General features: G+C 63.4%; 25 protein-coding genes. 11 read left to right on the top strand and 14 right to left on the bottom strand.

Features of this window, described 5'->3' with window-relative positions; all coding sequences use genetic code 11:
* Positions 1-136: 136 nt before the first annotated feature.
* The 8 genes from BT179_RS01730 to BT179_RS01695 form a co-directional block, all read right to left on the bottom strand.
* Positions 137-1,006 (bottom strand): isocitrate lyase/PEP mutase family protein, encoded by an 870-nt coding sequence (locus BT179_RS01730; RefSeq protein ID WP_072388815.1) that lies wholly within the window; start codon positions 1,004-1,006, stop codon positions 137-139.
* Positions 1,007-1,229: 223 nt separating this feature from the next.
* Entirely contained in the window at positions 1,230-2,264 is a 1,035-nt protein-coding gene (gene astA, locus BT179_RS01725; protein WP_072430406.1) for an arginine N-succinyltransferase, read from the bottom strand.
* A 61-nt stretch (positions 2,265-2,325) separates the two neighbouring features.
* Positions 2,326-3,342, bottom strand: coding sequence for an arginine N-succinyltransferase (locus BT179_RS01720; RefSeq protein WP_072388809.1), 1,017 nt, complete (start codon positions 3,340-3,342; stop codon positions 2,326-2,328).
* 130 nt (positions 3,343-3,472) lie between these two features.
* Complete coding sequence (locus BT179_RS01715) at positions 3,473-4,822, bottom strand: APC family permease (protein WP_072430407.1); 1,350 nt, start codon at positions 4,820-4,822, stop codon at positions 3,473-3,475.
* A 56-nt stretch (positions 4,823-4,878) separates the two neighbouring features.
* The gene (locus tag BT179_RS01710; protein WP_072388805.1) at positions 4,879-5,631 is read right to left on the bottom strand and encodes an N-formylglutamate amidohydrolase; all 753 of its coding nucleotides are present in this window, start codon (positions 5,629-5,631) and stop codon (positions 4,879-4,881) included.
* Complete coding sequence (locus BT179_RS01705; RefSeq protein WP_072388803.1) at positions 5,615-6,967, bottom strand: type I glutamate--ammonia ligase; 1,353 nt, start codon at positions 6,965-6,967, stop codon at positions 5,615-5,617. The genes BT179_RS01710 and BT179_RS01705 overlap by 17 nt, the downstream gene beginning before the upstream one ends.
* On the bottom strand, positions 6,964-7,608 hold the full coding sequence (locus BT179_RS01700) for a cysteine hydrolase family protein (protein ID WP_072388801.1): 645 nt from the start codon (positions 7,606-7,608) through the stop codon (positions 6,964-6,966). The genes BT179_RS01705 and BT179_RS01700 overlap by 4 nt, the downstream gene beginning before the upstream one ends.
* Positions 7,609-7,610: 2 nt before the next feature.
* Positions 7,611-8,468, bottom strand: a complete 858-nt coding sequence (locus tag BT179_RS01695; RefSeq protein WP_072388799.1) for a MurR/RpiR family transcriptional regulator — start codon at positions 8,466-8,468, stop codon at positions 7,611-7,613.
* A 298-nt stretch (positions 8,469-8,766) separates the two neighbouring features.
* Between BT179_RS01695 and BT179_RS01690 the strand changes: the two genes are divergently transcribed.
* Complete coding sequence (locus BT179_RS01690; protein ID WP_072388797.1) at positions 8,767-9,339, top strand: histidine phosphatase family protein; 573 nt, start codon at positions 8,767-8,769, stop codon at positions 9,337-9,339.
* Positions 9,340-9,341: 2 nt separating this feature from the next.
* A complete protein-coding gene (gene cobF / locus BT179_RS01685) occupies positions 9,342-10,097 on the top strand; it encodes a precorrin-6A synthase (deacetylating) (RefSeq protein WP_072388795.1) in 756 nt (251 codons plus the stop codon).
* Here the strand turns inward: cobF and BT179_RS01680 are convergent.
* Both BT179_RS01680 and ftrA read right to left on the bottom strand, forming a co-directional pair.
* Complete coding sequence (locus tag BT179_RS01680; RefSeq protein ID WP_143148675.1) at positions 10,076-10,543, bottom strand: FAD-dependent oxidoreductase; 468 nt, start codon at positions 10,541-10,543, stop codon at positions 10,076-10,078. The two genes, cobF and BT179_RS01680, sit on opposite strands and share 22 nt — an antisense overlap.
* A gap of 350 nt (positions 10,544-10,893) precedes the next feature.
* Positions 10,894-11,853, bottom strand: a complete 960-nt coding sequence (ftrA, locus tag BT179_RS01675) for a transcriptional regulator FtrA (protein WP_072388791.1) — start codon at positions 11,851-11,853, stop codon at positions 10,894-10,896.
* A 96-nt stretch (positions 11,854-11,949) separates the two neighbouring features.
* On the opposite strand from ftrA, the gene BT179_RS01670 reads away from it, so the two are divergent.
* The 4 genes from BT179_RS01670 (at position 11,950) to BT179_RS01655 (ending at position 15,361) form a co-directional block, all read left to right on the top strand.
* The gene (locus tag BT179_RS01670; RefSeq protein ID WP_072430409.1) at positions 11,950-12,384 is read left to right on the top strand and encodes a rhodanese-like domain-containing protein; all 435 of its coding nucleotides are present in this window, start codon (positions 11,950-11,952) and stop codon (positions 12,382-12,384) included.
* Positions 12,385-12,632: 248 nt separating this feature from the next.
* Positions 12,633-13,412, top strand: coding sequence for an ABC transporter substrate-binding protein (locus BT179_RS01665; protein ID WP_072388787.1), 780 nt, complete (start codon positions 12,633-12,635; stop codon positions 13,410-13,412).
* Between the two features lie 57 nt (positions 13,413-13,469).
* Positions 13,470-14,582 (top strand): succinylglutamate desuccinylase/aspartoacylase family protein, encoded by a 1,113-nt coding sequence (locus BT179_RS01660; RefSeq protein ID WP_072430410.1) that lies wholly within the window; start codon positions 13,470-13,472, stop codon positions 14,580-14,582.
* Between the two features lie 65 nt (positions 14,583-14,647).
* Positions 14,648-15,361, top strand: coding sequence for an alpha/beta hydrolase (locus BT179_RS01655; protein WP_072430411.1), 714 nt, complete (start codon positions 14,648-14,650; stop codon positions 15,359-15,361).
* A 106-nt stretch (positions 15,362-15,467) separates the two neighbouring features.
* On the opposite strand, the gene BT179_RS01650 is transcribed toward BT179_RS01655, so the two are convergent.
* Together BT179_RS01650 and BT179_RS01645 are read right to left on the bottom strand one after the other, a co-directional pair.
* The gene (locus tag BT179_RS01650) at positions 15,468-16,055 is read right to left on the bottom strand and encodes a DcrB/PsbP domain-containing protein (RefSeq protein WP_072430412.1); all 588 of its coding nucleotides are present in this window, start codon (positions 16,053-16,055) and stop codon (positions 15,468-15,470) included.
* A gap of 101 nt (positions 16,056-16,156) precedes the next feature.
* Positions 16,157-16,441, bottom strand: a complete 285-nt coding sequence (locus BT179_RS01645) for a hypothetical protein (protein ID WP_072430566.1) — start codon at positions 16,439-16,441, stop codon at positions 16,157-16,159.
* A 157-nt stretch (positions 16,442-16,598) separates the two neighbouring features.
* Between BT179_RS01645 and selD the strand changes: the two genes are divergently transcribed.
* On the top strand, positions 16,599-17,633 hold the full coding sequence (gene selD, locus BT179_RS01640; RefSeq protein WP_072388779.1) for a selenide, water dikinase SelD: 1,035 nt from the start codon (positions 16,599-16,601) through the stop codon (positions 17,631-17,633).
* A complete protein-coding gene (mnmH, locus tag BT179_RS01635; protein ID WP_072430413.1) occupies positions 17,633-18,736 on the top strand; it encodes a tRNA 2-selenouridine(34) synthase MnmH in 1,104 nt (367 codons plus the stop codon). The genes selD and mnmH overlap by 1 nt, the downstream gene beginning before the upstream one ends.
* Positions 18,737-18,852: 116 nt before the next feature.
* Here mnmH and BT179_RS01630 read toward each other — a convergent pair whose 3' ends face one another.
* Positions 18,853-19,905: a permease gene (locus BT179_RS01630; RefSeq protein WP_072388775.1), complete on the bottom strand. Its 1,053-nt coding sequence runs from the start codon at positions 19,903-19,905 to the stop codon at positions 18,853-18,855.
* 90 nt (positions 19,906-19,995) lie between these two features.
* Entirely contained in the window at positions 19,996-20,670 is a 675-nt protein-coding gene (locus BT179_RS01625; protein ID WP_072388773.1) for a histidine phosphatase family protein, read from the bottom strand.
* Positions 20,671-21,027: 357 nt separating this feature from the next.
* Between BT179_RS01625 and BT179_RS01620 the strand changes: the two genes are divergently transcribed.
* The 3 genes from BT179_RS01620 to BT179_RS01610 all read left to right on the top strand — a co-directional run bounded on the left by BT179_RS01620 (position 21,028) and on the right by BT179_RS01610 (position 23,823).
* On the top strand, positions 21,028-21,726 hold the full coding sequence (locus BT179_RS01620) for a glutathione binding-like protein (protein ID WP_072430567.1): 699 nt from the start codon (positions 21,028-21,030) through the stop codon (positions 21,724-21,726).
* A gap of 8 nt (positions 21,727-21,734) precedes the next feature.
* Positions 21,735-22,580, top strand: a complete 846-nt coding sequence (locus BT179_RS01615) for a PhzF family phenazine biosynthesis protein (protein ID WP_072430414.1) — start codon at positions 21,735-21,737, stop codon at positions 22,578-22,580.
* 160 nt (positions 22,581-22,740) lie between these two features.
* Positions 22,741-23,823, top strand: coding sequence for a DUF1615 domain-containing protein (locus BT179_RS01610; RefSeq protein ID WP_072430415.1), 1,083 nt, complete (start codon positions 22,741-22,743; stop codon positions 23,821-23,823).
* Positions 23,824-23,905: the final 82 nt, after the last annotated feature.

Here is a 23,905-nt window from a genome sequence, read left to right as displayed (position 1 = left end):
ACGCATGCAAGCTGAACCACCGCCATCGCGAGCAAGCTCGTTCCCACAAGGAGTGTGGGGGGCGAGACAGGTGTCGCACCGCAAACCTACTGTGGGAGCGAGCTCGCGATGGCCGCTTCCCGGACAGTGCGCTTTCTTACTCCTTGACGCTCATGTACTCCTCGGCCCAACGGATATATTCCTCGGGCTGGGTGTAGGTGTGGGTCAGTTCGGTGGCGCTGAGGTCCGATGCCTGGGTGAAGATCTGCCGCTGCTCGCGAAGGCTGTCGTACGTGGCCTTGATCGCGGCGAAGTAGGCGCCGTGGCCATCGATGGTAACCCGCACGCCCAGCTCGGCCAGGCGCTTGTCGTCCCGCAGGAGCGGATTGCCGTAGGTGACGAGCATCAGCGGCACATTCAGGTTCTCGCTGATCTTTTCCAGGTGATCGAAGTCCTGGACACCCACCATGCAGATCCCGTCCGCCCCGGCACGTTCATATTGCTGGGTACGGCTGATGACTTCCTGGACCGGCAGGATGCCGGCGTTGGTGCGGGCGATGATCGCCATTTCCGGATCGACGCGGGCCTCCAGCGCCGCGCGGATCTTGCCGACGCCCTCGGCGACGCTGATCAGGTCCGTGGACTTGCGCCCGAACTGGGCCGGCAGCAGCGTGTCCTCGATGGTCAGGGCGGCCACCCCGGCACGCTCGAGCTCGATGATGGTGCGCATCACGTTCAGGGCGTTGCCATAGCCATGGTCGGCATCGGCGATGACCGGCAATTGGGCCACGCGACCGATGCGGGTGGCCTGTTCGGCGAATTCGCTCAGGGTGATCAGCGCGAAGTCCGGCGCCCCCAATACTTGCAACGACGCGACCGATCCTCCCAGGATCCCTACTTCGAAACCCAGGTCGGCGGCGATGCGCGCCGACATCGGGTCGAACACCGAGGCGGTGTGATAGCAGGTCCGGGAAGCCAGCAGTTGACGAAAGCTACGGCGTAAATCTTGATGGGAAAGCCTGGACATATGAGTTCCACCAATGGAATGGAAGGGCTTGAGCAAAAGTGTCAACGCCGAAGGAGCCAAAGGCTATCACGTGGCAAGCGCAAGGAGGATGACGAATGCGCATGGGCTATGCCTTGCGTGCAAGTACGGTGAGTTCGCGGGCGATGGCTAATGGAAAGATACAACGATCCCGCTGCACGGTGATATGTCTTGTGTTTTGCGCCGCGAGCGTTGCAGGCCCGCGCTAAGCCGTCGCAGCCTGGCGTCCCTGACCGAGCAGCGGCACGGCGCGCACCGTATCGCCCGGCTGCATCTGCAGGCGTTTGACGGTAAGGCGATCGACCAGCAGGCTGTGGCCGTGCTGATGGGCCCGGGCGCTGGTGACGCGGCAGTTCGCCAGGCGCCGGTTGTGGATCAGCCAGACCGGTGCCTGTTCGTCCAGCGTGCCGATGGCCAGGGCCAGTGACTGGCTGTCACGCACGCTGCGGATCTTCGACACTGGCGCCTCGATCACCGGGCCCCCGTCGAAGATATCGATGTAGCCCTTATGGCTGAAGCCCTCGGCGCCGAGAATCTTCAGGGCCGGTTCAGTGTTCGGATGGGCACGGCCAATGGCGGCCTGTGCCTGTTCGGTGAGCATGCAGGTATACAGCGGCTGGCGCGGCATCAACTCGGCAATGAAAGACTTGTTGCCCATGCCGGACAACTGATCGGCATAGCTGAAGTCTTTCTTGAAGAAGTGTCGTCCCAGGCTGTCCCAGAATGGCGAGCAACCGTTCTCGTCGGCATGGCCTCGCAGCTCGGCGATGAGTTTCTCGCCGAACAGCTGGGAGAATTCGGCGACGAACAACAGGCGCGCCAGGGACAGCAGGCGCCCGTTATGGCCGTGACGCTGGGCGGGGTGCAGGAACAGGGAGCAGATTTCCGATTGCCCGGTCATCTCGTTGTTGAGAAACAGGGTGGGGATCTGCCGCTGGATGCCCAGTTCCGGGGCCGAGCTGACGGTGACCCCGACCCGATAGTTGTACCACGGCTCCCGCAGCCCGACGGCACCGGTCAGGGCGCTGATGCCAACCACTTGGCGGTCGTCGTCCTCCAGCACGAACAGGTAGTCGGCGTCGGCGCGCTCGACCTGCCCGGCAAAGGTGCGCTGGGCCCAGCGTACGCGGTGGGCCAGGCGTTCCTCGTTGGCCGGCAGGCTGGTGAACCCCGGCCCGGCGCAGCGCGCCAGTTCCAGCAAGGACGGCAGGTCGGTAATGGCGACCGGGCGGACAATCATGATGCGGCTCCTTCGTCGTGTCGGCCTGGGCGCAGGACCAGGACAGGACTTCCCGTGACGTTCATAGGGTGATCACCCGGATCCGTTCGCCTTCGTCGATGTCCAGCGCGGCGAGCATGTCGGGCGTCAGGGCCACGGGCCCCTCGGCGGCGACATCCAGCTCGGCCACGATGGCGCGATAGTCTGCAAGGCGGTCGTTGCTCACCAGGTAGCGGCCCCGGGCGTCAATCTGCGAGCTCTTCCAGGTCTGGACCATGCGACTTCGGGCGATGGAGCGGATGTTGGCGATACGGGCGTGCAGGGTTGGCCCGCCGTCGAACAGGTCTACATAGCTGTTGGTCTCGAAGCCTTCGCGCGCCAGGATGTCGAAGGCTTCCTGGCCATCGGGATGAACCCGACCGATGCAGGCCTGGGCCTCGGGCGGCAGCATCGGCACATAGAGCGGGTACTGGGGCATCAATTCGGCGAGGAAGGATCGGCTTTGCAGGCCGCACAACCGTTCGGCTTCGACGTAGGGCAGGTCGAAGAAGTGCTGGCCGATTGCATCCCAGAATGGCGACTGGCCGTCATCGTCGCTGTAACCGACAATTTCGGTGATGACCGATTCGGCGAAGCGTTGCGGATGCGCGGCGATGAACATCAGGCGGGCCCTGGACAGCAACTCCGATTCCGCCGTGCGCACCCGGTCGGCGTCGATGTGGAAACCGCGCAGCAGCGTCTGGCCCTGCAGATCCTGGCACAGCGACAGTGCCGGTACGCCATGCTGGATGTTCAACTCCCGGGACTCGCTGGAGAACGGGCGGTTGCGCAGGCTGTAGAACGGTTCGTTGCAACCGGTGCTGGCGAGGATTTCGGAACAGCCCACCAGGCGCCCGGAGACCAGGTCCTGCAACACGAAAAAATAGTTTTCCCCGCCAGGTGCTCGCACATCAGCCTCGAACGATGCGCACGAGTCGAGGATTTTTTCTCGCAGGCGCTCGATGTCGTCTGGAAGCGACGTCACCCCCACCAGACTGTCACGGGCCAGTTGCTGCAGTTGCGGCAAATCGCTTGGTTGAACTGGACGTAAGGCCAGCATGGATTGCACTCCTGTTCCTGAGCCCGGTGATCTGCACCGGGCTTGACGATCACTGTCGATGTCCACGCGTCGTAACCGTTGTGTTGTCGCAGCGCGATGACCGACAACCCCTTGCGATCATCGCTGAACCTCAATGACCTGCCGGATCGGGCAGGGCCGTGCTGGCGCCGAATTTATTGAGCAGGCACAGATAGACGACGCCCGCTGCGATCCAGACCAGGCCGAGCTTTTGCGCGTCCACGCCCATGTTGTACATGATGGCCGCGACGATGCAGAAGCCGATCAGTGGGCAGATCAGGTGGCGGACCACTTGCCCGGACCGCTGGCGACGCCAGTAATGGTTGATCACGGTGACATGCAGCAGCATGAAACCACTCAGTGCGCCGAAGTTGACCAGTGAGGTCAGGGTATCCACGGCATTGATGAACAGGTAGCAGATCAGCAGCGACAGCACCGCCACCAGGTAGATGCTCAGGTACGGGGTGTTGTGTTTTGGATGGACCTTGGCCAGCACTTTGGGCAACTTGCCGTCTCGGGCCATGCCGAACAACAGGCGCGACACCGCGGCTTGGGAGGTGATGGCCACGGCCACGCCCCAGGACAGCGCGGTGGCGACGGCCGTCATGGTGGCCAGCCAGCTGCCGGCGGCCAGTTCGGCGATTTCATAGAAAGCGGTATCGGCGGACTTGAAGCCCATGCCGGCCGCCAGGTCCGTGGCGATCCAGGTCTGCACCACGAAAATCACCCCCATGAGCAGCAGCGTGAGCATCGCGGCCTTGCCGACACTGCGACCCGGATCGCCCTTGATTTCTTCGGCCAGGGTGGAAATGGCGTCGAACCCCAGGAACGACAGCACGGCGATCGACACGGCCTGCATCAGCAGGGCGAAGTTGAAATGCTCCGGACTGTACAGCGGCGCCAGGGTCAGTTGGCCGTTACCCGCGCCACCGTGCAGGGCATTCCAGGCATAGGCCAGGAAAATCCCCAGCACCACCAGCTGCGCCAGCAGGAAGATGATGTTCATCCGGGCGGTGAAGGTGATGCCTCGCAAGTTGACGAAGGTCGCGCTCACGAGGAAGGCCAGGATGAAGCCGACCTTGGGAATCTCCGGGTACAGGTGATTCAGCGCCATGGCGGCGTAGACATACAGCAGCGGGGGAATCAGCAGGTAGTCCAGCAGCATCAGCCAGCCGGCGATAAAGCCTACATGTGGGTTGAGACCCCGTTGTGCGTAGGAATAGACGGAGCCGGCCACCGGAAAGGCCCGGGCCATGCTGCCATAGCTCAGCGCGGTGAACAGCATCGCCACCATGCCGATGATGTACGCCAGCGGCACCATCCCCGGCGCCTCCGCGTTCACGTAGCCGTACACGCCGAACGGCGCGATAGGGATCATGAAAATCATCCCGTACACCACCAGGTCCGTCAGTGACAGGCTGCGTTTCAATTCCTGTTTGTAGCCAAATGCCTCGATACTCACAAGCCGTTCTCCTTTTCAGCCGATCATGGATTTTCAGGATGTCTTGCCGCTGTTTTCTACAGCAACGGCGCCAGGCAGGCGCTCCAGGCCCGTACTTCTTCGGGGCTGCGCAGCAAATCGTTGCGGACCTCGATCAGCACCGAATCCAGGCCGCGTCCATCGCCATGCACCGGAACCGTCATGTCGCTCAAGGGGCTGACCCGATAGGGCTGGTTCCCCGCCACCCGCAGCGAATGCCGGCTCAGCCCGTCGACGATGCGCTGGGCGTAGTCCGCCGCTTCTGCAAACAGCACGCCGGCTTCAAGACTGCGGGGCTGACCGTAGAACACCGGGGTGAAGCTGTGGATGCCCACCACCCGTACCGGTCGCTGGTCGGCCAGGCGCTGGTCGATCAACGAGCGCAACCGGTCATGGAACGGGTGGAACAGGCACTGCTGGCGGTAGGCACGCGTGGCCTCGTCCAGGGACTGGTTGCCGGGAATCTGGTAGATCTCGCTCTGGGCTGGAATGCTGTCCGGCACGTGCAGCGGGCGGTTCAGGTCGATCAGCAGCCGTGAATAGTTGGCCGACAGCAAGGTTGCGCCGAGGGTCTCGGACAGGCATTCGGCCAGTGCCAGGGCACCAATGTCCCAGGCAATGTGTTCCTGGGCGGCCGTTTCATCCAGGCCCAGGTCGTTCAACGCCCCGGGGATGAACCGACTGGCGTGTTCGCACACCAGGATCAGTGGGTGCTCGGCGTTCTCCCGAAGCAACCGGTAGGCTGGCTCGGTGTACAGGCCCGATTCGGCACACTCAATAGATTCGCGCATAGTGCTCACAACGCTCGGCAGGTGACAGCGCCTGGGTCAAGGCCAGCTCCTCGGCCTTCAAGGCGAAGTAGGTTTCGACCAGCGGGCCGGGCAGGGCTTCGAGCAGCGCCCCGCTGTTACGCAGGCAATCCAGGGCCTGGGCCAGGTCGGTCGGCAGGGCGATAATGCCACGACTGCGGCGCTGTTCCTCAGTCAAATCGTCGGGTATTTCATCGGTGACGGCATTGAGTGCCAACCCTTGTTCGATACCCAGCCTCCCGGCGATCAATAACCCCGCCATCGCCAGGTGCGGCGAGGCCGTGGCGTCCATGGCACGGAACTCCAGGTTGTACTGGTTGGCGACCGGCCTGGCTCCCAGGCTGACGGTCGGGCAGATCCGCAGGGCCGCTTCGCGGTTGCGCTGTCCCAGGCACGCGTAGGAAGCGCTCCAGTGGTGCGGTTGCAAGCGTTCGTAGGACACCGGGGTCGGCGCGGTCAAGGCGCACAGGGCCGGCAGGTAATGCAGCACCCCGGCCGCCCAGTGTCGACCGAGGCTGGAAAGACCGTTGGCGCTGGCAGCGTCATGGAGCACCGGCTCGCCGTCCAGATCTTGCAGGCTCAGGTGCAGGTGCACGCCGTTGCACACGGCATCGGCCGACGTCTTGGGGGCGAAGCTCACCGCCAGGTCCATCTGCCGGGCGATTTCCCGGGTAATCTCCCGTACGTTCACGGCGCGGTCGGCCGCGGCGACGCCAAGGGCGGGGCGGCAGGTGATTTCGTACTGATGCTTGCCGTATTCGGGCAGGAACATCTCCGGTTCGACACCACCGGCCCGCAATGCGCCGAGCAACCATCCGGCGAACCCGGCCTGCTGGCGCTGGGCCTGGAGGCTGAAGGCCAGGCGATCGGGTTGGGGCTGGGAGGTGTCCAGCCTGAATTCATGTTCGAACGCGGCCAGTACCTGCAGGCCGAGCTCGGCCCGGTAGCGTTCCACTTCGTCGCGCAACAGCGTGCGCGGGCAAGCGGACCAGGGGCGACCGTCGGTTTCCCGCAGGTCGCAATGGATGTAGTCCAGCGCCGGCGCCTGGGCGTCGGGCCCCTGGTCGACGGTTACCCGGCTAGGCAGGTCCGGAATCAGTCGCAGATCGCCATAAGCGCCCCACGGATTGACCGATGCGATGATGTCCTGGGGGGTCAGCGCACTGTTGGCCGGCACCCAGCCGCAACCGGCGGTGACGTAGTGGGGCAGCTCATCGCTGGGGAACGAGCGGCCTCGGGTCACGCCGATCAGGTCGGTGCTGACCAGCGTGGTGACGGGAAGCTGTGCCAGGGGCGCTGCGCGGTCGAGACGGCTCACGGCTGCATCTCCTGCAAGCGGCCGAGCACGGTGTCGGTGTCGGCGATCCAGCAGTAGCCTTTGATCGCATTCAGGCAGGCCAGGTGGCGTTGTTCGGTGTAGGTGGCGCAGGCATCCTCCACCAGGGTGACCAGGTAGCCACGGTCGGCGGCGTCGCGTACGGCCATGTCGACACACTGGTCGGTGACGATGCCGGCGACGATCAGGTGCCGGGTCTGCAGGTTGCGCAGTACGTAGTCGATGTTGGTGGAGTTGAACACGCCCGAAGACGTCTTGGGCAAGACGATCTCGTTTTCCAGTGGGGCAAGCTCGGCGATGATCTGTGCCTCGGGGCTGCCCTTGGGCAAGTGCATGTCCGATAACTTGTGGTCCAGGGAGCGGTCGCGACCGTCGGCGGTGAGGCTTTCGATGTGGGTATGCAGTACGTTCTGCCCCGCCGCCCGCAGCCCCTGGAGCAGACGCTGCTGGTTGGGAATCACCCGTTCGCGGGCGCGACGGATGAAATAGTCTGCCTCGGGGGTGTCCAGGTGGGCATCGAATTGCGGTTCCAGCCAGGCCCGTTGCATATCCACCAGCAGCAAGGCGGTGTGGTCGCGGGTGAACGGCAGGTCCCTGGGTGAGCGGTGGGGGAGCGAGAACATCCTTATTTTTCCTCCAACAGGTGCGTGTTGAACTCTGCGCGCAGGGCATCGATGCCTTCCAGGCGTTCGGCCAGCGCCGGGCACTGCAGGGTCAGGCAGGCGACCAGCGCCTCGACCTGGGCCAGGGCCGGCACGAGGCTGTCGAAGGCCGAGACCGACGACTCCACCGGCGCGCTGATGATCAGGTCGGCCAGTTCGCGCAAGGGCGAAGTGTAGATATCGCTGAACAGCACGACCCGGGCATGACGTTCCTTGGCCGCGCTGGCCACGCGCAAGGCCTGGGCCTGGTAGCGACGATAATCGAAGATCAACACCACGTCCTGGCGTTGCACATCGAACAGCCGGTCAGGCAACTGGGCGTTGTCCTCGAGGGAAAAACAGCCGGCACGAAGCAGGCGCAGGTGAGTGAGCAGGTAGTGGGCCAGGAAGCTGCTGAAGCGTCCGCCGAAGCAATGCACCTGATGCCGGCTGTCCAGCAGCCACTGCACCAGGATGCGTACGTCTTCGGGTTGGGTCAGAGCCTGGGTTTCAACCAGAATCTGGTGGCTGGCCGCCAGGTACTGGCTCCAGGTATCGCCCTGTTGCAGTTTGGCCCGGGGTTGCAGCAGCGTGCGGGGGGAGCGCAGGCGATGGTCCATGTCCACCAGCAGCGCATCCTGGAATTCGGCATAACCGCCGAACCCGAGTTTTTTCACCAGCCGCACGATGGTCGGGTCGCTCACGCCGGCATGGTCGGCCAGACGCGACATCGGGCCCAGGCCGTTGCGTGGATAATGATCGAGCAGGGCACGTACGACCTTGCGTTCCGACGGCGTCAATACCAGGCCGGGATCGGTAATAAGGTCTCTGAGGGGAGGCATCCGTGCTCCTTGCGTGGATGGGTGTTGGATTTCTTACATAAGTCCTGAAAATAGTATTTATGTAGCGGGAGCTACATGTCCAGCGGTTTTTACGTTCCGTTTAAAATGCTCGAAAATGGTGCGAAAACGCCGTAGGACGGGGCCTCGCGCTGGTTTCAGCTGGAGTGTCAGCCAAAGCTTTTTTTCGTGTCCGAAATAACGCCTTTTTGGTTCGGATATTTGATTTCATATAAGGTGCCGAACACACAGAAGGCCCAGCATGGCCTTTCCCGACTATCCCGATTGCGTGAGAACCTGCATGCAAGCCACCCGCCTGACCTTGATCTGCCATGGGCGCACCGCCGCCCAGAAACGCGGGTGCTTCGCGACCGACGAGCCGCTGGACGCCGCCTGGCTGGACAGGCGTCCGGAGGCGGGCAGCGGGTATGAACATGTCCGGCAACTGCTCTGCGCACCGGAACTGCGCGCCCGCCAGACAGCCGCGCTGTATGGGGCGCAGTTCCGGGTGGTCGAGGCCCTGGCCGACTGTGACCTGGGTCGATGGCGCGGGCTGTCGGTCGACGCGTTGCTCAAGGCAGAGCCGGAACGCCTGCAGGGCTGGCTGGACGATCCCGATGCCGCGCCCCATGGCGGTGAGTCGGTCACTCGGTTGTGTCGCCGTGTCGCAGACTGGCTCGCCAGCCTGGAAGAGGAGCCGGGACACCTGCTGGCTGTCACCCATCCGTTCGTGATCCGCGCGGCCCTGGTGAATGTACTGCACTGTCCGGCATCGGCGTTCAACCGTATCGACATCGAACCGTTGTCCGCCCTGGAGTTGCGTTTCAACGGGGTCTGGCGATTACGCACCCTGACCCCTGGGCAGGAGTCCTGAGCATGAAGAAGTTATCAGTCATCGGCATCGGGGCCGGCGATCCGGATTACCTGACGATGCAGGCGGTGAAAGCCCTGAACCGGGTCGACGTGTTCTTTCTCATGGACAAAGGGGCCGACAAGCAAAAGCTGATGGATCTGCGGCATGAAATCTGTAGGCGTTACATCGTGGATCGCACGTATCGTTTCGTCGAAGCCTACAGTCCTGAACGCCAACGCGACGACCGGGACTACCTGGACAGTGTCGAACAACTCAACCGTGCCAAGCAGGCGACTTTCGAAAGACTGATCGACGAAGAACTGTCCGATGGGCAGTGTGGCGGGTTCCTGGTATGGGGCGACCCGGGGTTGTACGACAGCACGGTTCGTATCCTGCAGGCGATTCTCGATACGGGGCGTTGCGATTTCGAATTCGAGGTCATTCCCGGGATCACCAGTGTCCAGGCCCTGGCTGCGCGACACAAGGTTCCCTTGAACAGCATTGGCGGATCGCTGGAGATCACCACCGGACGCCGGTTGGCGTCGGGGCAGGCGGGACAGGCGAGCAGCAGGGTGGTGATGCTCGATGCCGAGGATGCGTATCGCCAGGTGAACGATCCGGACGTGTACATTTATTGGGGCGCCTATGTGGGCACACCGGACGAAATCCTCATCGCCGGTCGGCTGGGGGAGGTGGCCGACGATATCGAGCGCACCCGCAAGGCTGCGCGGCAGGCCAATGGCTGGATCATGGACACCTACCTGCTGCGCAAACCTTGAGGCGGGTTCGTGGAAAGTCCCTGCCCGAGGGCGAAACCGACCGATAGGCCTGGATCCGCCTGAGCCATCCACCGCGCCGCGCTCATCTTGGCCAGCAGGCTTGTGTCGAACGGGACAGTCGTCACCGGCGCGGCAATGCCGGAACAGCCCCGCCGCCAGGTACCCGACAACCCGTCCACGGCGCTGATGACCGGGACGGCGTCTGGGGCGCAGTCCACGTAGCCTCCCCAGGTCTCCGCCACTTCAATGTCCGCCAGGGCCGGGAAGCGCGTCCTGACTCGCTTGAGGATCTCGGCGACGGCGTCCGGCCTGGCCTCGGGATCGAGGACACGAATGTGCTCGAACGCAGTGGGTTTATCCGAGCCCCAGCCGGCCAGTCCTTCCGGACCTTGGATGAAGGACTTGCCAATGCCGACATCCATGGCGCCCAGACGCTTCATGAACATCGGCAGGAAGGCTTTCCCCGCGCTGCGTACCCGCCCGGCTCCGAATATCGGTGAGGTGATCTACATGCCGGACTTCGCACTGACCCGTCGCCTCGATGGCAGCTATACGATCGCTATCAGTGGCAAGGCACGGTTCGAAATCACTTCCCCCAGGGCCTGCGCTACGCTGCGCAACTGTCTCGTTCTTGCCTCATGCAATCGCAGGAAAGATCGTGTTGATGGCGAGTCACGGCACAATCTGCCACAGCCTCCAACAGCCGCAATCATGCTGTCGCCGACGTGCCGGGCCCAGCGGGTCGGCACCCGTCACGAAGGGCAGGGACAGCGGTTACATGGCCAGGCCCGGACGATCATCCGCGCCCGAACCGCTCCCGGTAGACCGAAGGCGCCACTCCGACGACACTGCGAAACGCCACGCGAAAACTCTCCACCGAGCGGTAGCCGCACAGCTGCGCGATGTTGTCGGTGGTATCTTCGGTGCTTTCCAGCAATTCGCGGGCTCGTGCCAGGCGTTCATGTTGCAACCACGCCTTGGGTGACTGGCCGCAGGCCTGGGTGAAGTGGCGCAGGAAGGTCCGTTCGCTCATGGCCGCCTGGCTGGCCAGTTCGCGTACGCCCAAGGGTTCGTGGAGGCGCTCGCGGGCCCACTGCATGATGCCCGACAGGTCGCCGCGCGGCGTGCGGCTGACCGGCGAGGGGATGAACTGTGCCTGGCCGCCGGTGCGTTGGGGGGACATGACCAGGCGGCGCGCCACCGCATTGGCGATCTGGGCGCCGAAATCCCGTGCCACCAGGTGCAGGCAGGCATCGATGCCGGCCGCGCTGCCCGCCGAGGTGATGACCTGGCCCGAATCCACGTACAACACGTCCGGGTCCACCAGGACGGCGGGAAAACTCTCGGCCAGTTCATCGGTGTAGCGCCAGTGGGTCGTGGCGCCCAATCCGTCCAGCAATCCCGCCGCTGCCAGTACGAACACCCCGGAGCAGATCGACAGCAGGCGCGCGCCTCGTGCATGTGCCTTGCGCAAGGCGTCGAGCAACGCCTCGGACGGCGGCTCGCTGCGACTGCGCCAACCCGGCACGACGATGGTCCGGGCTGCCTCGAGCAACTCCATGCCGCCATCGGCCAGGACCTGGAAGCCGCCCAGGGCCCGCATCGGACCGTCATCGACGGCAACGATCCGGTGTTCGTACCAGGGAAAATCGAACTCGGGCCTGCCCAGGCCGAAGATCTCGATGGCAATGCCGAATTCAAATGTGCAGAGGCCGTCGTAGGCAAGGATGGCCACCAGACCGGGATTGGGATGCATTTGGCGGAAAATTCCCACAGAGTGTCTTGTACGCCACTGTAGCGGTAAGCTGCAGGCGGATAAAGTCTCTCTAAGCCCTCTACTGGAGTACCTGCGATGACCAGCCTGGTTAGTGAAGTGCCTGCTGCCCCATCCGACGTTGCCCTGCAGCATTTCAGCCGTCGCCTGACCTTCGAAACGGATTGTTCCGACGTGCATGCCAGCCAGCAGGCCGGCAAGGTGGATTTTGTGCTGGTGGATGTACGTGGCCCCCTGGCCTTCGAGCGCGGGCATGTACCCGGGGCGATCAACCTTCCGACTCGTTCCATCACTGCCCAGGCGCTGGCGGCGTATCCGCAAGACACATTGTTCGTGGTGTATTGCGCGGGCCCGCATTGCAACGGCGCCAACAAGGCAGCGGTCCGCCTGGCGACCCTGGGCTATCCGGTCAAGGAAATGATCGGCGGCATCATGGGCTGGCTCGATGAAGGTTTCCGCCTGACCGGTTCGGTGGAGCGGGTGGCGGAAACGGCGATTGGCTGCGATTGCTGACGCTGGGAGCCATGGTGAGGTAGCCATTTCCTTGCCAGGGCGCCTGTAGGTTGTTTCGTAAACCCCGGGGCCTTCCAACAGGTCCGGGGCTTTCTGTAATTATTTGTCGCTTCGACATAATTCCCCGCCTGTGTGCCCCTCTAGACTGCCGGCCTCTTCGGTTTTTGCCGACCTGATGCTGTGGCCGGCCATGCCGTCGAAACTGCCAATTCCGTCAAAAAATAAAATCAGCGCACGCAGGAGAAAGAATGAAGAAGCTAGCGATGTTCGGCGCCCTGGCACTGTCCGTATTGTCCTTGTCGGCCGTAGCCGAAGACGCCAAGCCGATCCGACTCGGGATCGAAGCCGGCTACCCACCCTTTTCGATGAAGACGGCCGACGGCAAGCTGGCGGGCTTCGATGTGGATATCGGCGATGCGTTGTGCGAGCAGATGAAGGTCAAGTGCATCTGGGTCGAGCAGGAGTTCGACGGCCTGATCCCGGCGCTCAAGGTTAAGAAGATCGACGCGGTGCTGTCGTCGATGACCATCACCGACGACCGCAAGAAGAATGTCGACTTCACCATCAAGTACTACCATACCCCGGCGCGCTTCGTGATGAAGGAAGGCTCCGAGGTCAAGGACCCGCTGACCGAGCTCAAGGGCAAGAAAGTCGGTGTGCTGCGCGCCAGCACCCATGATCGTTTCGCCACTGACGTACTGGTGCCCGCGGGCATCAACCTGGTGCGCTACACCTCCCAGCAGGAAGCCAACCTGGACATGGTGGCCGGGCGCCTCGACGCCATGCTGGCCGACTCGGTCAACCTCGACGAAGGTTTCCTGAAGACCGATGCCGGCAAAGGCTTCGCCTTCGTGGGCCCGACCTACGAGGATCCCAAGTACTTCGGTGGCGGTGCCGGTATTGCGGTGCGCAAGGGTGACAAGGCCCTGGCCGAGAAATTCAACGCCGCCATCACCGAGATCCGTGCCAACGGCACATACAAGAAGGTGCAGGACAAGTACTTCGCCTTCGATGTGTACGGCCATTAATCGTAGAGACACCAAGGTGGCCACCGTCGACCGGTGAGCCACCTTTCTGGAGATTTCATGCAACGCATCGACCATACCCTGCCCTGGAGCCACCTGGGCACCGAGCGCCGGCTCAGTGTGTTTCGTTATGGCCATGGTCCGCGCAAGGCCTACATCCAGGCCAGCCTGCACGCCGACGAGCTGCCCGGCATGCGTACGGCCTGGGAGCTGAAGCAGCGGCTCAACGAACTCGAGGCCCAGGGGCTGCTCAAGGGCGTGGTCGAGCTGGTGCCGGCGGCCAACCCCATAGGCCTGGACCAGCATCTGCAAAGCGCCCACATGGGCCGTTTCGAGTTGGGCAGCGGCAAGAATTTCAATCGCTCCTTCGTGGAGCTCAGTGCCCCGGTGGCACAACGCATCGGTGATCGCCTGGGCGACGATCCGGCTGCCAACATCACTCTGATCCGCCAGACCATGTTGCAAGTCCTGGATGAACTGCCGGCGCCTCCTTCGCAACTCGAGGCGTTGCATCGCCTGCTGTTGCGCCATGCCTGCGACGCCGATATCACCCTGGACCTGCATTGCGATTTCGAGGCGGCGATTCACCTCTACGCCTTGCCGCAACACTGGCCGCAATGGCGCTCGCTGGCGGCCCGGTTGAAGGCCGGGGTGGCGCTGTTGTGCGAGGATTCCGGTGGCAGCTCGTTCGACGAGTCCTGTTCGACCCCCTGGCTGCGCCTGGCCAAGGCGTATCCCGACGCCGCGATTCCGGCGGCCAACCTGGCAACCACGCTGGAACTGGGCGGCATGGGCGATACCCGAGTGGAGCAGGCGCGGGCCAATTGCGAAGCCATTCTCGGTTTCCTGGCTGAGCAAGGCTTCATCGGTGGCGACTGGCCGCCCGCGCCGGAGCAGTGCTGCGAAGGGTTCCCGTTCGAAGGCACCGAGTACCTGTTCGCGCCACACCACGGTGTGGTGAGCTTCCTGCGGGAGGCCGGTGAATGGGTGGAGCGGGGCGATCCGTTGTTCGAGGTGGTCGATCCGTTGACTGATCGGGTTTCCACGGTACGGGCCGGTACCTGTGGCGTGCTGTTCGCCCTGGACCGTGGACGCTATACCCAACCGGGTATCTGGCAGGCGAAGGTGGCCGGGCTTGAACCGATTCGCACCGGCAAACTGATCAACGACTGATAAGTGCTGTCTACCTCACCGCGCGGTCGTTGCCGCGCGGCTATCGAAACGATGGAGGAAGATCGATGCTCAAAGCCCTCGCCCTGTTGTTGCTGCTGCCTGCCATGGTCCAGGCGCAACCCTCGTTGCACACGGACCTGCCCCTCAATTACCTGGCTCATGTCGATGAACAGGCCAGGGATCGGCCTCTGGTGATCTTCCTGCACGGTTCCGGCAGCAACGAACAGGACTTGTTCGAGCTCAAGGACGAGTTGCCCGGGGACTACAACTACCTCTCGGTCCGCGCTCCGAAAGTCATGGAACCTGGCCACTACCAGTGGTTTGCGAAGAAGGGCGAGGGCGCCTACGAGGGCGATTCGTCGGACTTGAAGGCCAGCGGCCAGATGCTGCTGGATTTCATCGCCAAGGCTCGGGCCAAGTATCGCACCGACGCCAGCAAAGTCTATCTGGTGGGCTTCAGCCAGGGCGCTATGATGAGCTACGAAGTCGCCCTGCGGCATCCCGAGGCCGTCGGCGGCATTGCCGCGATGGGCGGCAGGGTACTTTCCGGATTGCGGACCGAATTGACCCCCGATGAGTCGCGACGGGCATTGGCTGTGTTCATCGGCCATGGCACGGCCGACCCGATCATTCCCTACCATGACGGTACCGAGGCCGACACCTTCCTCAAGACCCTGGCCCTGGAGCCCGAATTCCACGCCTACCCAGGCGTTGGCCACACGATCAGCGCCCTGGAGGTGCAGGACCTGCGGGCCTGGCTGGAGCGCCTCAATCCCTGAGCGCCCTGGCTGAATCCAGGCGCCGTGGGGCGCTTCGCTCCAGAGACGATCGCACGAAAGCCCCGGTCCCCTTGGCCTCGATGCTGGTCGAGGCCAGGGCGATAACTCATTTCCCGGCGACGATCTGCTTGACCAGTGCCTCATGGCCGGCCTTGTCCCTGGCCCGGGAGATGATCTGCACCACGGCCATGCGTGTGCCGGAAGCGGCCAGCAAGGTGGTATCCAGGGTCGGTCCGCCGCCCTGGGTGGCACTGGTATCGAGCTGGCGCAGGCCGAGGCCGGTGCCTTTGCGGGTCAGGCTTTTTTCGCCCAGGACCTTGGCATCGGGCAGGGCCTTGGTGCGCTGGGCGGCGAAATCGGCCATGGTCCTGTCGAGGAATGGCCCATCGTCGTCCTTCACGTTCGCACCGTCGAGAATAGTGTTTTCGGCCGTGATCACTACGGTCTTGCTGGTGGCGTTGCTATACATCGTCCCCGTGGCCCCGGCGGTGCCCTGGGCGGCCTCCCCGGCGGGCAGCGGGGTCGCCGCGAATCCCTTGGGCAGGGTGAAGGCAAATTTCCCGCCCAGCATCGAGACCTTCCGCACGGGCAGGTCTCCAGGGTCCTTGGGCGGGGCCGAGTGGGCCGGCAATGCCATCAGGCTGGCCAGGACCGTCAGCAGCAGGGCGCTTGCGTGTTTATTCAGCAACGACATCGAAACTCTCCGCAGGGAGGCGTGTTGGAACGCCGATCATCCCACGGGCCTCGCTCCGGACTCCAGCGTCGGCAAGGGTCTTTACAGCGAGACTGCCCGCTTCAGTCAGGTTCGACATCCAGCTGCAGGCAGTCGTCGGGCAGGCGTTCGGTGCGTCGGACAATACCGCTGATCTTTCGACCTTCGGCACTGAACACGACGATCTGGGCCTTTTCCAGGTCCTCGGGCAGGGGCGGTTGCACGCGCAATGCGAACCATGGCGGCTCGGCGTCATCGAGGCGTTTGACGTCGAAACGGCAATGAACGCTCTTGGTCTCGCGGCCAAACAAGGTGTCCAGACCGTAGTCCAGGTGTGTGCCGTGGTCGGTTGCAGGGGGCAGGGACATCGCAATCTCCTGGCTGAATGCGCGACTGATGTTCAAGTGATTCCGGGCATCGATGAAAATTCCATCGGTAAGGCCCGATGGATGCGCCATCGGCGTGAGCACCGAAGCATCGGCGTTGCTGTAGAATCGCCCATCTTGACTGACAAGAGGTATGCCCATGAGCGAGCCTATTCGCCTGACCCAGTACAGCCACGGCGCCGGTTGCGGTTGCAAGATTTCGCCCCAGGTGCTGGAAGTGATCCTGGCCGGCAGCGGCGCGCAGAACCTCGACCCCCGGCTGTGGGTCGGCAATGCCTCCCGGGACGATGCTGCGGTCTACGCCATCGACGAGGAGCGCGGGGTGGTATCGACCACCGACTTTTTCATGCCGATTGTCGACGATCCGTTCGATTTCGGTCGCATCGCCGCCACCAATGCCATCAGCGATATCTACGCCATGGGCGGTGATCCGTTGATGGCGATCGCCATTCTCGGCTGGCCAGTCAACGTGCTGGCCCCGGAGATCGCCCGGGAAGTGATTCGCGGCGGTCGTTCGGTCTGTGACGAGGCGGGAATCCCATTGGCAGGCGGTCATTCCATCGACGCGCCCGAGCCGATCTTCGGCCTTGCCGTCACCGGACTGGTGAGCAAGCGCCACATGAAGCGCAACGACACCGCCACCGCTGGCTGCCTGCTCTACCTGACCAAGCCCCTGGGCATCGGCATCCTCACCACGGCGGAAAAGAAGGGCAAGTTGCGGGCCGCCGACGTGGGCCTGGCCCGTGACTGGATGTGCACCCTCAACAAGCCCGGCAGCCGCTTCGGCAAGCTCGACGGCGTCATGGCGATGACCGACGTCACCGGTTTCGGCCTGCTCGGACATCTGGTGGAAATGGCTGACGGCAGCGGGCTGACGGCGCGCATCCGCTATGACGCGGTACCGCGTCTGCCAGGCGTCGAATACTACCTGGACCAGGGCTGCGTGCCAGGTGGCACGCTGCGCAACTATGACAGTTACGCCAGCAAGATCGGTCGACTCCAGGAGTTGCACAAGCGAGTCTTGTGCGATCCGCAGACCAGCGGCGGATTGCTGATCGCCGTCACCCCGGAGGGGAACGAGTCCTTCCTGGCCATGGCCGCAGAGCTGGGCCTGGCACTGGAGCCGATTGGCGAACTGGTGGAACGACAGACAAACGCGGTCGAGGTGTCCTGATGTCCAGTGACATTACCGATTACCGCGATATCTTCCTCAACGACCGGCCAATGATGGATACCCGCGCGCCCATCGAATTCCACAAGGGCGCGTTCCCCGGCGTGGTCAATCTGCCGCTGATGACGGACAACGAACGCCAGCGTGTCGGTACCTGCTACAAGCAGCAGGGCCAGCAGGCGGCCATTGTGCTGGGTCATCAATTGGTCAGCGGCGAGATCAAGGCGCAACGCATCGAGGCCTGGGCGGCGTTCGCCCGGGCTCACCCGGACGGCCTGCTGTACTGCTTTCGTGGTGGGTTGCGCTCGCAGATCGTCCAGCAATGGCTCAAGGACGAAGCGGGTATCGAGTATCCCAGGGTCGGCGGTGGCTACAAGGCCATGCGTACCTTCCTGCTGGACACCGTCGAGCAGGCGGTTGCCGAATGCGACCTGGTATTGCTGGGGGGCATGACCGGCACCGGCAAGACCGAAGTGCTGAACCAGCTGGGCAACGGCCTGGACCTGGAAGGCTACGCCAATCACCGGGGTTCCAGCTTCGGCAAACGGGCTACCGGACAGCCTTCGAACATCGATTTCGAGAACCGCCTGGCGGTGGATGTGCTGAAAAAACGTGCCGCCGGTATTGGCCAGTTCGTGGTGGAAGATGAAAGCCGCATGGTGGGCAGTTGTGCCTTGCCGCTGCCTTTGTACCAGCGCATGCAGCAGGTTCCCATGGTCTGGCTCGAAGACAGCGTGGAGGGGCGGGTCGAGCGGATCCTGCGCGATTACGTCGTCGACTTGAGCGCCGAGTTTGTCGCCGTGCATGGCGAAGAAGGGTTTGCGTTGTTTTCCGAGCGCTTGCTGGCGAGCCTGGACAACATCCACAAGCGCCTGGGTGGCGATCGCCATCGTCGCTTGATGGCGATCATGGAAGCAGCCCTGGCCGAGCAGGCCGATAGCGGTGCCGTCGACCTGCATCGCGGCTGGATCGAAGGCTTGCTGCGTGAGTACTACGACCCGATGTACGTGTTCCAGCGGGAGAAGAAGGGCGGGCGGATCGAGTTTTCCGGGGAGCAGGCGGCGGTGCTGGAATATCTGCGTGAGCGGGCGTCCCGCCAGGGCTGAGCTCGGCGGAGGATGCGTTCAAGCCATCCGGCATGAATGACAACCCTCTCCCGGAACGACTGTGAGGGCAGGCAAACCGGCCCTCACAGTCATTGCGCAGTGCAGTGCGGGGCCGGTTAGAGCAACACCGCCCCGATCAGCCCGAAGACAATGCCCACCAGTATGGTCAGCAGCGCCACAGTCACCAGCACGCGGGCGTCGAAGTCCTTGCGCAGCATCAGCAGCGACGGCAGGCTGATGCTCGGCAGGGTCATCAGCAATGCCACGGCCGGGCCGGTGCCCATGCCCAGGGACATCATCGTCTGGACGATAGGGATTTCCGCCGCGGTCGGGATCACGAACAAGGTGCCGACAATGGCCAGCGGTACCAGCCACACCAGGCTGTCGGCCATGGCGCCGTCGACATGGGGGAACAGCCAGACCCGCGCCGCGCCCAATACCAGCACCGCCAGCACATAGATCGGAATGGTGCTCCAGAACAACTGCCACAGGGTCCGGGCCCAGCGGAGCATGAAGGGTTGGGCATCGATCGTGCGGGCCTCGGCCACCGCTTCCACGGCGGCTTCGGGCAGGACTTCAGGCCGTGCGATGCGCTGGGCCACCATCGACACGCCAAACACCAGGACGATGCCCGCCACGAGGCGCAGGGCCGTGAAGCCCCAGCCCAGCACGAAGCCCATGAAGACCAGGGTGGCAGGGTTGAGCACCGGGTTGCCGATCCAGAAAGCCAGCGCCGCGCCCACCGAGACGTTCTGCCGGCGCATGCTGGCCGCTACCGGTGCGGCGCAGCATGAGCACATCATGCCGGGCAGGGCGAACAGCCCGCCGCGCAAGGTCGAGGCGAAGCCGGCCTGGCCGAACAGGCGCAACAGCCAGTCACGGGGAATCAGGACCTGCAGCAGGGAACCGAGGATCACCGCCAGTACCGCCGCTTTCCAGATGGCCAGGAAATACACCTTGGCGTAGGCGAGGGCGGCCATCAGTGGCGCGGTCTGGGCGTCGTTGAGGATGGAGTTGCCGATGTTGTGGCTGTCGGCGGCGACGAACGCCTTCAGGTAATAAGGCGACCACTTGACGTAGTAGAGGCCGACGCAGGCCACCAGCAGGAACAGGGCGGGTTTCCACCAGAACGACCAGCTCCGGTCGGGGGCGGCAGAGATTGGAGACATGAAGAGAGTCCGGTGAGTTGGAAAGTGGGCGCATCATACCTCAGCGTGCCCATTTCGTGATCGGCCCGGTTTGCAGGAAATGCCGGCAGGTCAGGTGGGACAGGTCTTCTGCCCGTTATCCAGGCCCTGCTTGTAGCTGCGGCTGGACAGGCTCGCCTTGCCGTTGTGCCAGGTCAGGGTCAGCACGTACAACGAATCGAAGTCCCCTGACGCCCAGTCGTCGGTAATGGTGTGCTTCCTGCCCATGGCCTTGGCGGCCACCTTGTTGATCAGTTCCGGCAGATAGCCATGGGACCAGGCGGTGTAGATCGTTGCGTTGTGGTATTTGTCGGCCATCAGCTCGCTCGCCAGGTCACTGGTGTCGTTGGCCGAATAGTCGATGTTGACGGGTAGCCCGAGCTTGATGGCGCTGGGGCTTATGGTCATCAGCGGCCGAATGTAGCTATAGGAATGATCCAGCTCACCTTCTTCGACGTTGCGGGTGGGATTGGCGGCGAACACGTAGTCGGCCTCGCCGAACCTTTCCGGCAACAGAGTCGCCAGGTCAATGGCGCGATTGAGACCCTGGCAGTTGAGTTGGCCCAGGCCGCCAGCGGGCTTCTCGGCGTGGCGCAGGAATACCAGGGTCTGGACCCCATCGGCCGGCTGGGCGCTGCTGACGCTGGACTCCAGCGACAGCGCCAGGCCGCAGGTGACCAGCAGTGTCGGCAACAGCAGCCATGGGCGGCGTTTGAAATGCCGGGCGAAACGCGAGGGACGGGTCATCGGATCATGGTCCTGGGCTGTCTCGAATCGGGTTGCGAACCGGGCTGACAAACCCTGGCAACGCAGAAGCCTGGGGCCTGCGTTGTTTTTCCCTGTCGTACATACCCGCTTCGAATCCTCCGGGCATTGCTCAGAGTCTCCTCGAACCCTTTGGTTCGATAGCGCCGCGGCATCTTCCTTGAGATTGGGGCAAACGTTAGCGACAGGATGTTGCGGATATAAGAAGAACCGATGTGATTCCCATGACGCGCCCATCTGGCCCGCGACTGAGGGAGTCGACCAAGGAACGATTCGCTGATGCCTGCCGAACCATCCTGAATTATGCTCCAGCATTTGCCATTCGTTGCGGAGCGCCCCATGCCCAACCTGACCCCATTCCCCATCACCCGGAAATGGCCCCCCCAGTACCCGGAGTGGATCCAGCTCTATTCCCTGCCTACCCCCAACGGCGTCAAGGTCTCCATCATGCTGGAGGAGATCGGCCTGCCCTACGAACCCCACAAGGTGGACTTTGGCAACAACGATCAGTTGTCCGCGGAGTTCCTTTCTCTGAACCCCAACAACAAGATCCCGGCGATCCTCGACCCCCATGGGCCGGGAGACCAGCCCTTGGCGTTGTTCGAGTCCGGGGCGATCCTGATTTACCTGGCGGACAAAAGTGGCCAGTTGCTGGCCCACGAATCGGCCGCACGCTATGAGACGATCCAGTGGCTGATGTTCCAGATGGGCGGGATCGGGCCGATGTTCGGCCAGTTGGGTTTCTTCAACAAGTTCGCCGGCAAGGACTATGAGGACAAGCGGCCTCGCGACCGTTATGTCGAGGAAAGCAAGCGCCTGCTCAAGGTGCTCGACGGTCGCCTGCAAGGGCGGGACTGGATCATGGGCGAGCGCTACACCATCGCCGACATCGCGACGTTTCCATGGGTGCGTAACCTGATCGGGTTCTATGAGGCCGGCGACCTGGTGGGGATCCGGAATTTCCCCAATGTAACGCGGGTACTGGAGCGCTTCCTGGCGCGGCCGGCCGTGGTGCGCGGCCTGAAGATCCCGGAGTGACCCTCTCGATGACGCGCCGATTCGATTTCAAGCAGCTGGATGTCTTCAGCGAAGTGCCGCTCAAGGGCAACCCGCTGGCCGTGGTGCTGGGGGGCGATGGACTCAGCGATGAGCAGATGATCGCCTTTGCCAACTGGACCAACCTCAGCGAAACCACCTTTGTGCTGGCTCCACGGCATCCGGCGGCGGATTACCGGTTGCGTATCTTCAGCACCTCCACCGAATTGCCCTTTGCCGGCCATCCGACCCTGGGCAGTTGCCATGCCTGGCTGCAGGCCGGAGGCGTACCGAAAGGGCAGGAGATCCTGCAAGAGTGCGGCGTCGGCCTGGTCAGGATTCGCCGCAGTGAACACGGCCTGGCGTTCCTGGCGCCGCCCTTGCTCAGGTCCGGCCCGCTGGACGCCGATATGCTCGAGCGGGTGCGCAACGGGCTTGGCTTGACGGCCGACGCCATTGTCGACGCGCAGTGGGTCGACAATGGCGCCGGTTGGCTGGCCCTGATGCTCAAGGACCGACGACAGGTCTTGGCGCTCAAGCCGGATTACCACCAATTGCTGGGCCTGGCCGTGGGGGTCATCGCGCCTTGGGACCGGGCCGTGGACGGCGACGCTGCGCAATTCGAAGTGCGTGGTTTCATCGCCGGCGACGGCATGCCGGAGGACCCGGCCACCGGCAGCCTGAACGCCGGCCTTGCCCAGTGGATGCTGGGAAAGGGGCTGGCACCTTCGTCCTATGTGGTCAGCCAGGGGTTGACCATAGGCCGGGCCGGCCGGATCCATGTGGAACAGGTGGGTGAGGAGGTCTGGATCGGCGGCGCGGTGGTGACCTGCATCGAAGGGTCGTTGACCTTGTGAGCGGTACAGTGATGAACATCGGCAAGCCGGTTGGCGCGGGCTCTTGCGTGAGATCGGCGGCCCATGGGGGGCCGGTGTCGAACGATAGGGCACTTTCGCGCAAAAGCTCACTCCCAAGGATGTCGAACCGTCGTCGGTATCATGAATCCGTTGGAGCCTTATGCAATTCAATCGTTGGTTGATCGGTCTTTGCGCAGCTTTGGCCCTGGCCGGTTGCGGCAGTCGCCAGCCGCAGGAGCCTGAACGTCAGCCCGCCGAGGTCAAGGCACAGATCGTGCGGTTGTTGCCGGCTCGGCTCGCGGATCGCGAAGGTTGGGCCACGGACATCTACGTTGCGTTCGCGGCGCAGCGGATCGCTCCCACCAGGCAGAATATCTGCGCGGTGCTGGCGGTGACCGAACAGGAGTCCACTTTCCAGGCCGAGCCGCCGGTGCCAGGGTTGGGCAAGATAGCCCGGCAGGAAATCGACCGTCGCGCGGCGAAGCTGCACATCCCGGGGGTGCTGGTCAGCGCCGCGCTCCAGGTGCGCTCGCCCAACGGCAAAAGCTACAGCGACCGGCTCAATGGGGCGCGCAATGAAAAGGAGCTGAGCGGGATTTTCGATGATTTCATCGGCATGGTGCCGCTGGGCAAGACGCTGTTCGATGGATTCAACCCGGTACACACCGGTGGGCCGATGCAGGTCAGTATCGCCTTCGCCCAGGCCAATGCCCGGGATTATCCCTACGCGGTGGAAGGCTCGATTCGTCGGGAAGTGTTCAGCCGTCGTGGCGGGATGTATTTCGGTATCGCCCATCTGCTGGGGTACCCGGTGAGCTACACCGAGCCGCTGTATCGGTTCGCCGACTTCAATGCCGGTTGGTATGCCAGCCGCAACGCGGCGTTCCAGCACGCGGTGAGTCGTGCTTCGGGCATACCCCTGGCGCTCGACGGTGACCTGATCCTGCATGATTCGATCATGCCTGGCAGCACGGAGCTGGCCGTGCGCACACTCGCAAAGTCGTTGGGGATGCGCAATCCGACGATCCGCGATCAACTGGAGCTGGGCGACAGTCTGGCGTTCGAAGACAGCAAGCTTTACAAGAGGGTGTTCGAGCTGGCCGAGAAGGCCGAGGGTAAACCGCTGCCCCGGGCGGTCCTGCCGGGCATCGTACTCAAGAGCCCGAAGATCACGCGCAAGCTGACCACGGCGTGGTTCGCCAAGCGGGTGGATGAGCGTTACCGGCGGTGCATGGCGCGCTAGTGTGAATCCATGAAAAAAGCCCGGTGATCGGACCGGGCTTCCATTGAGACACTGACGGGCATTACGGGGAACCGACAAGTCA

This window comes from Pseudomonas sp. NFACC43, from assembly GCF_900119645.1.
Lineage (GTDB): Bacteria > Pseudomonadota > Gammaproteobacteria > Pseudomonadales > Pseudomonadaceae > Aquipseudomonas.
Note: the sequence above shows the minus strand (reverse complement) of the source record. Positions and strands in the feature narration are given on the sequence as shown.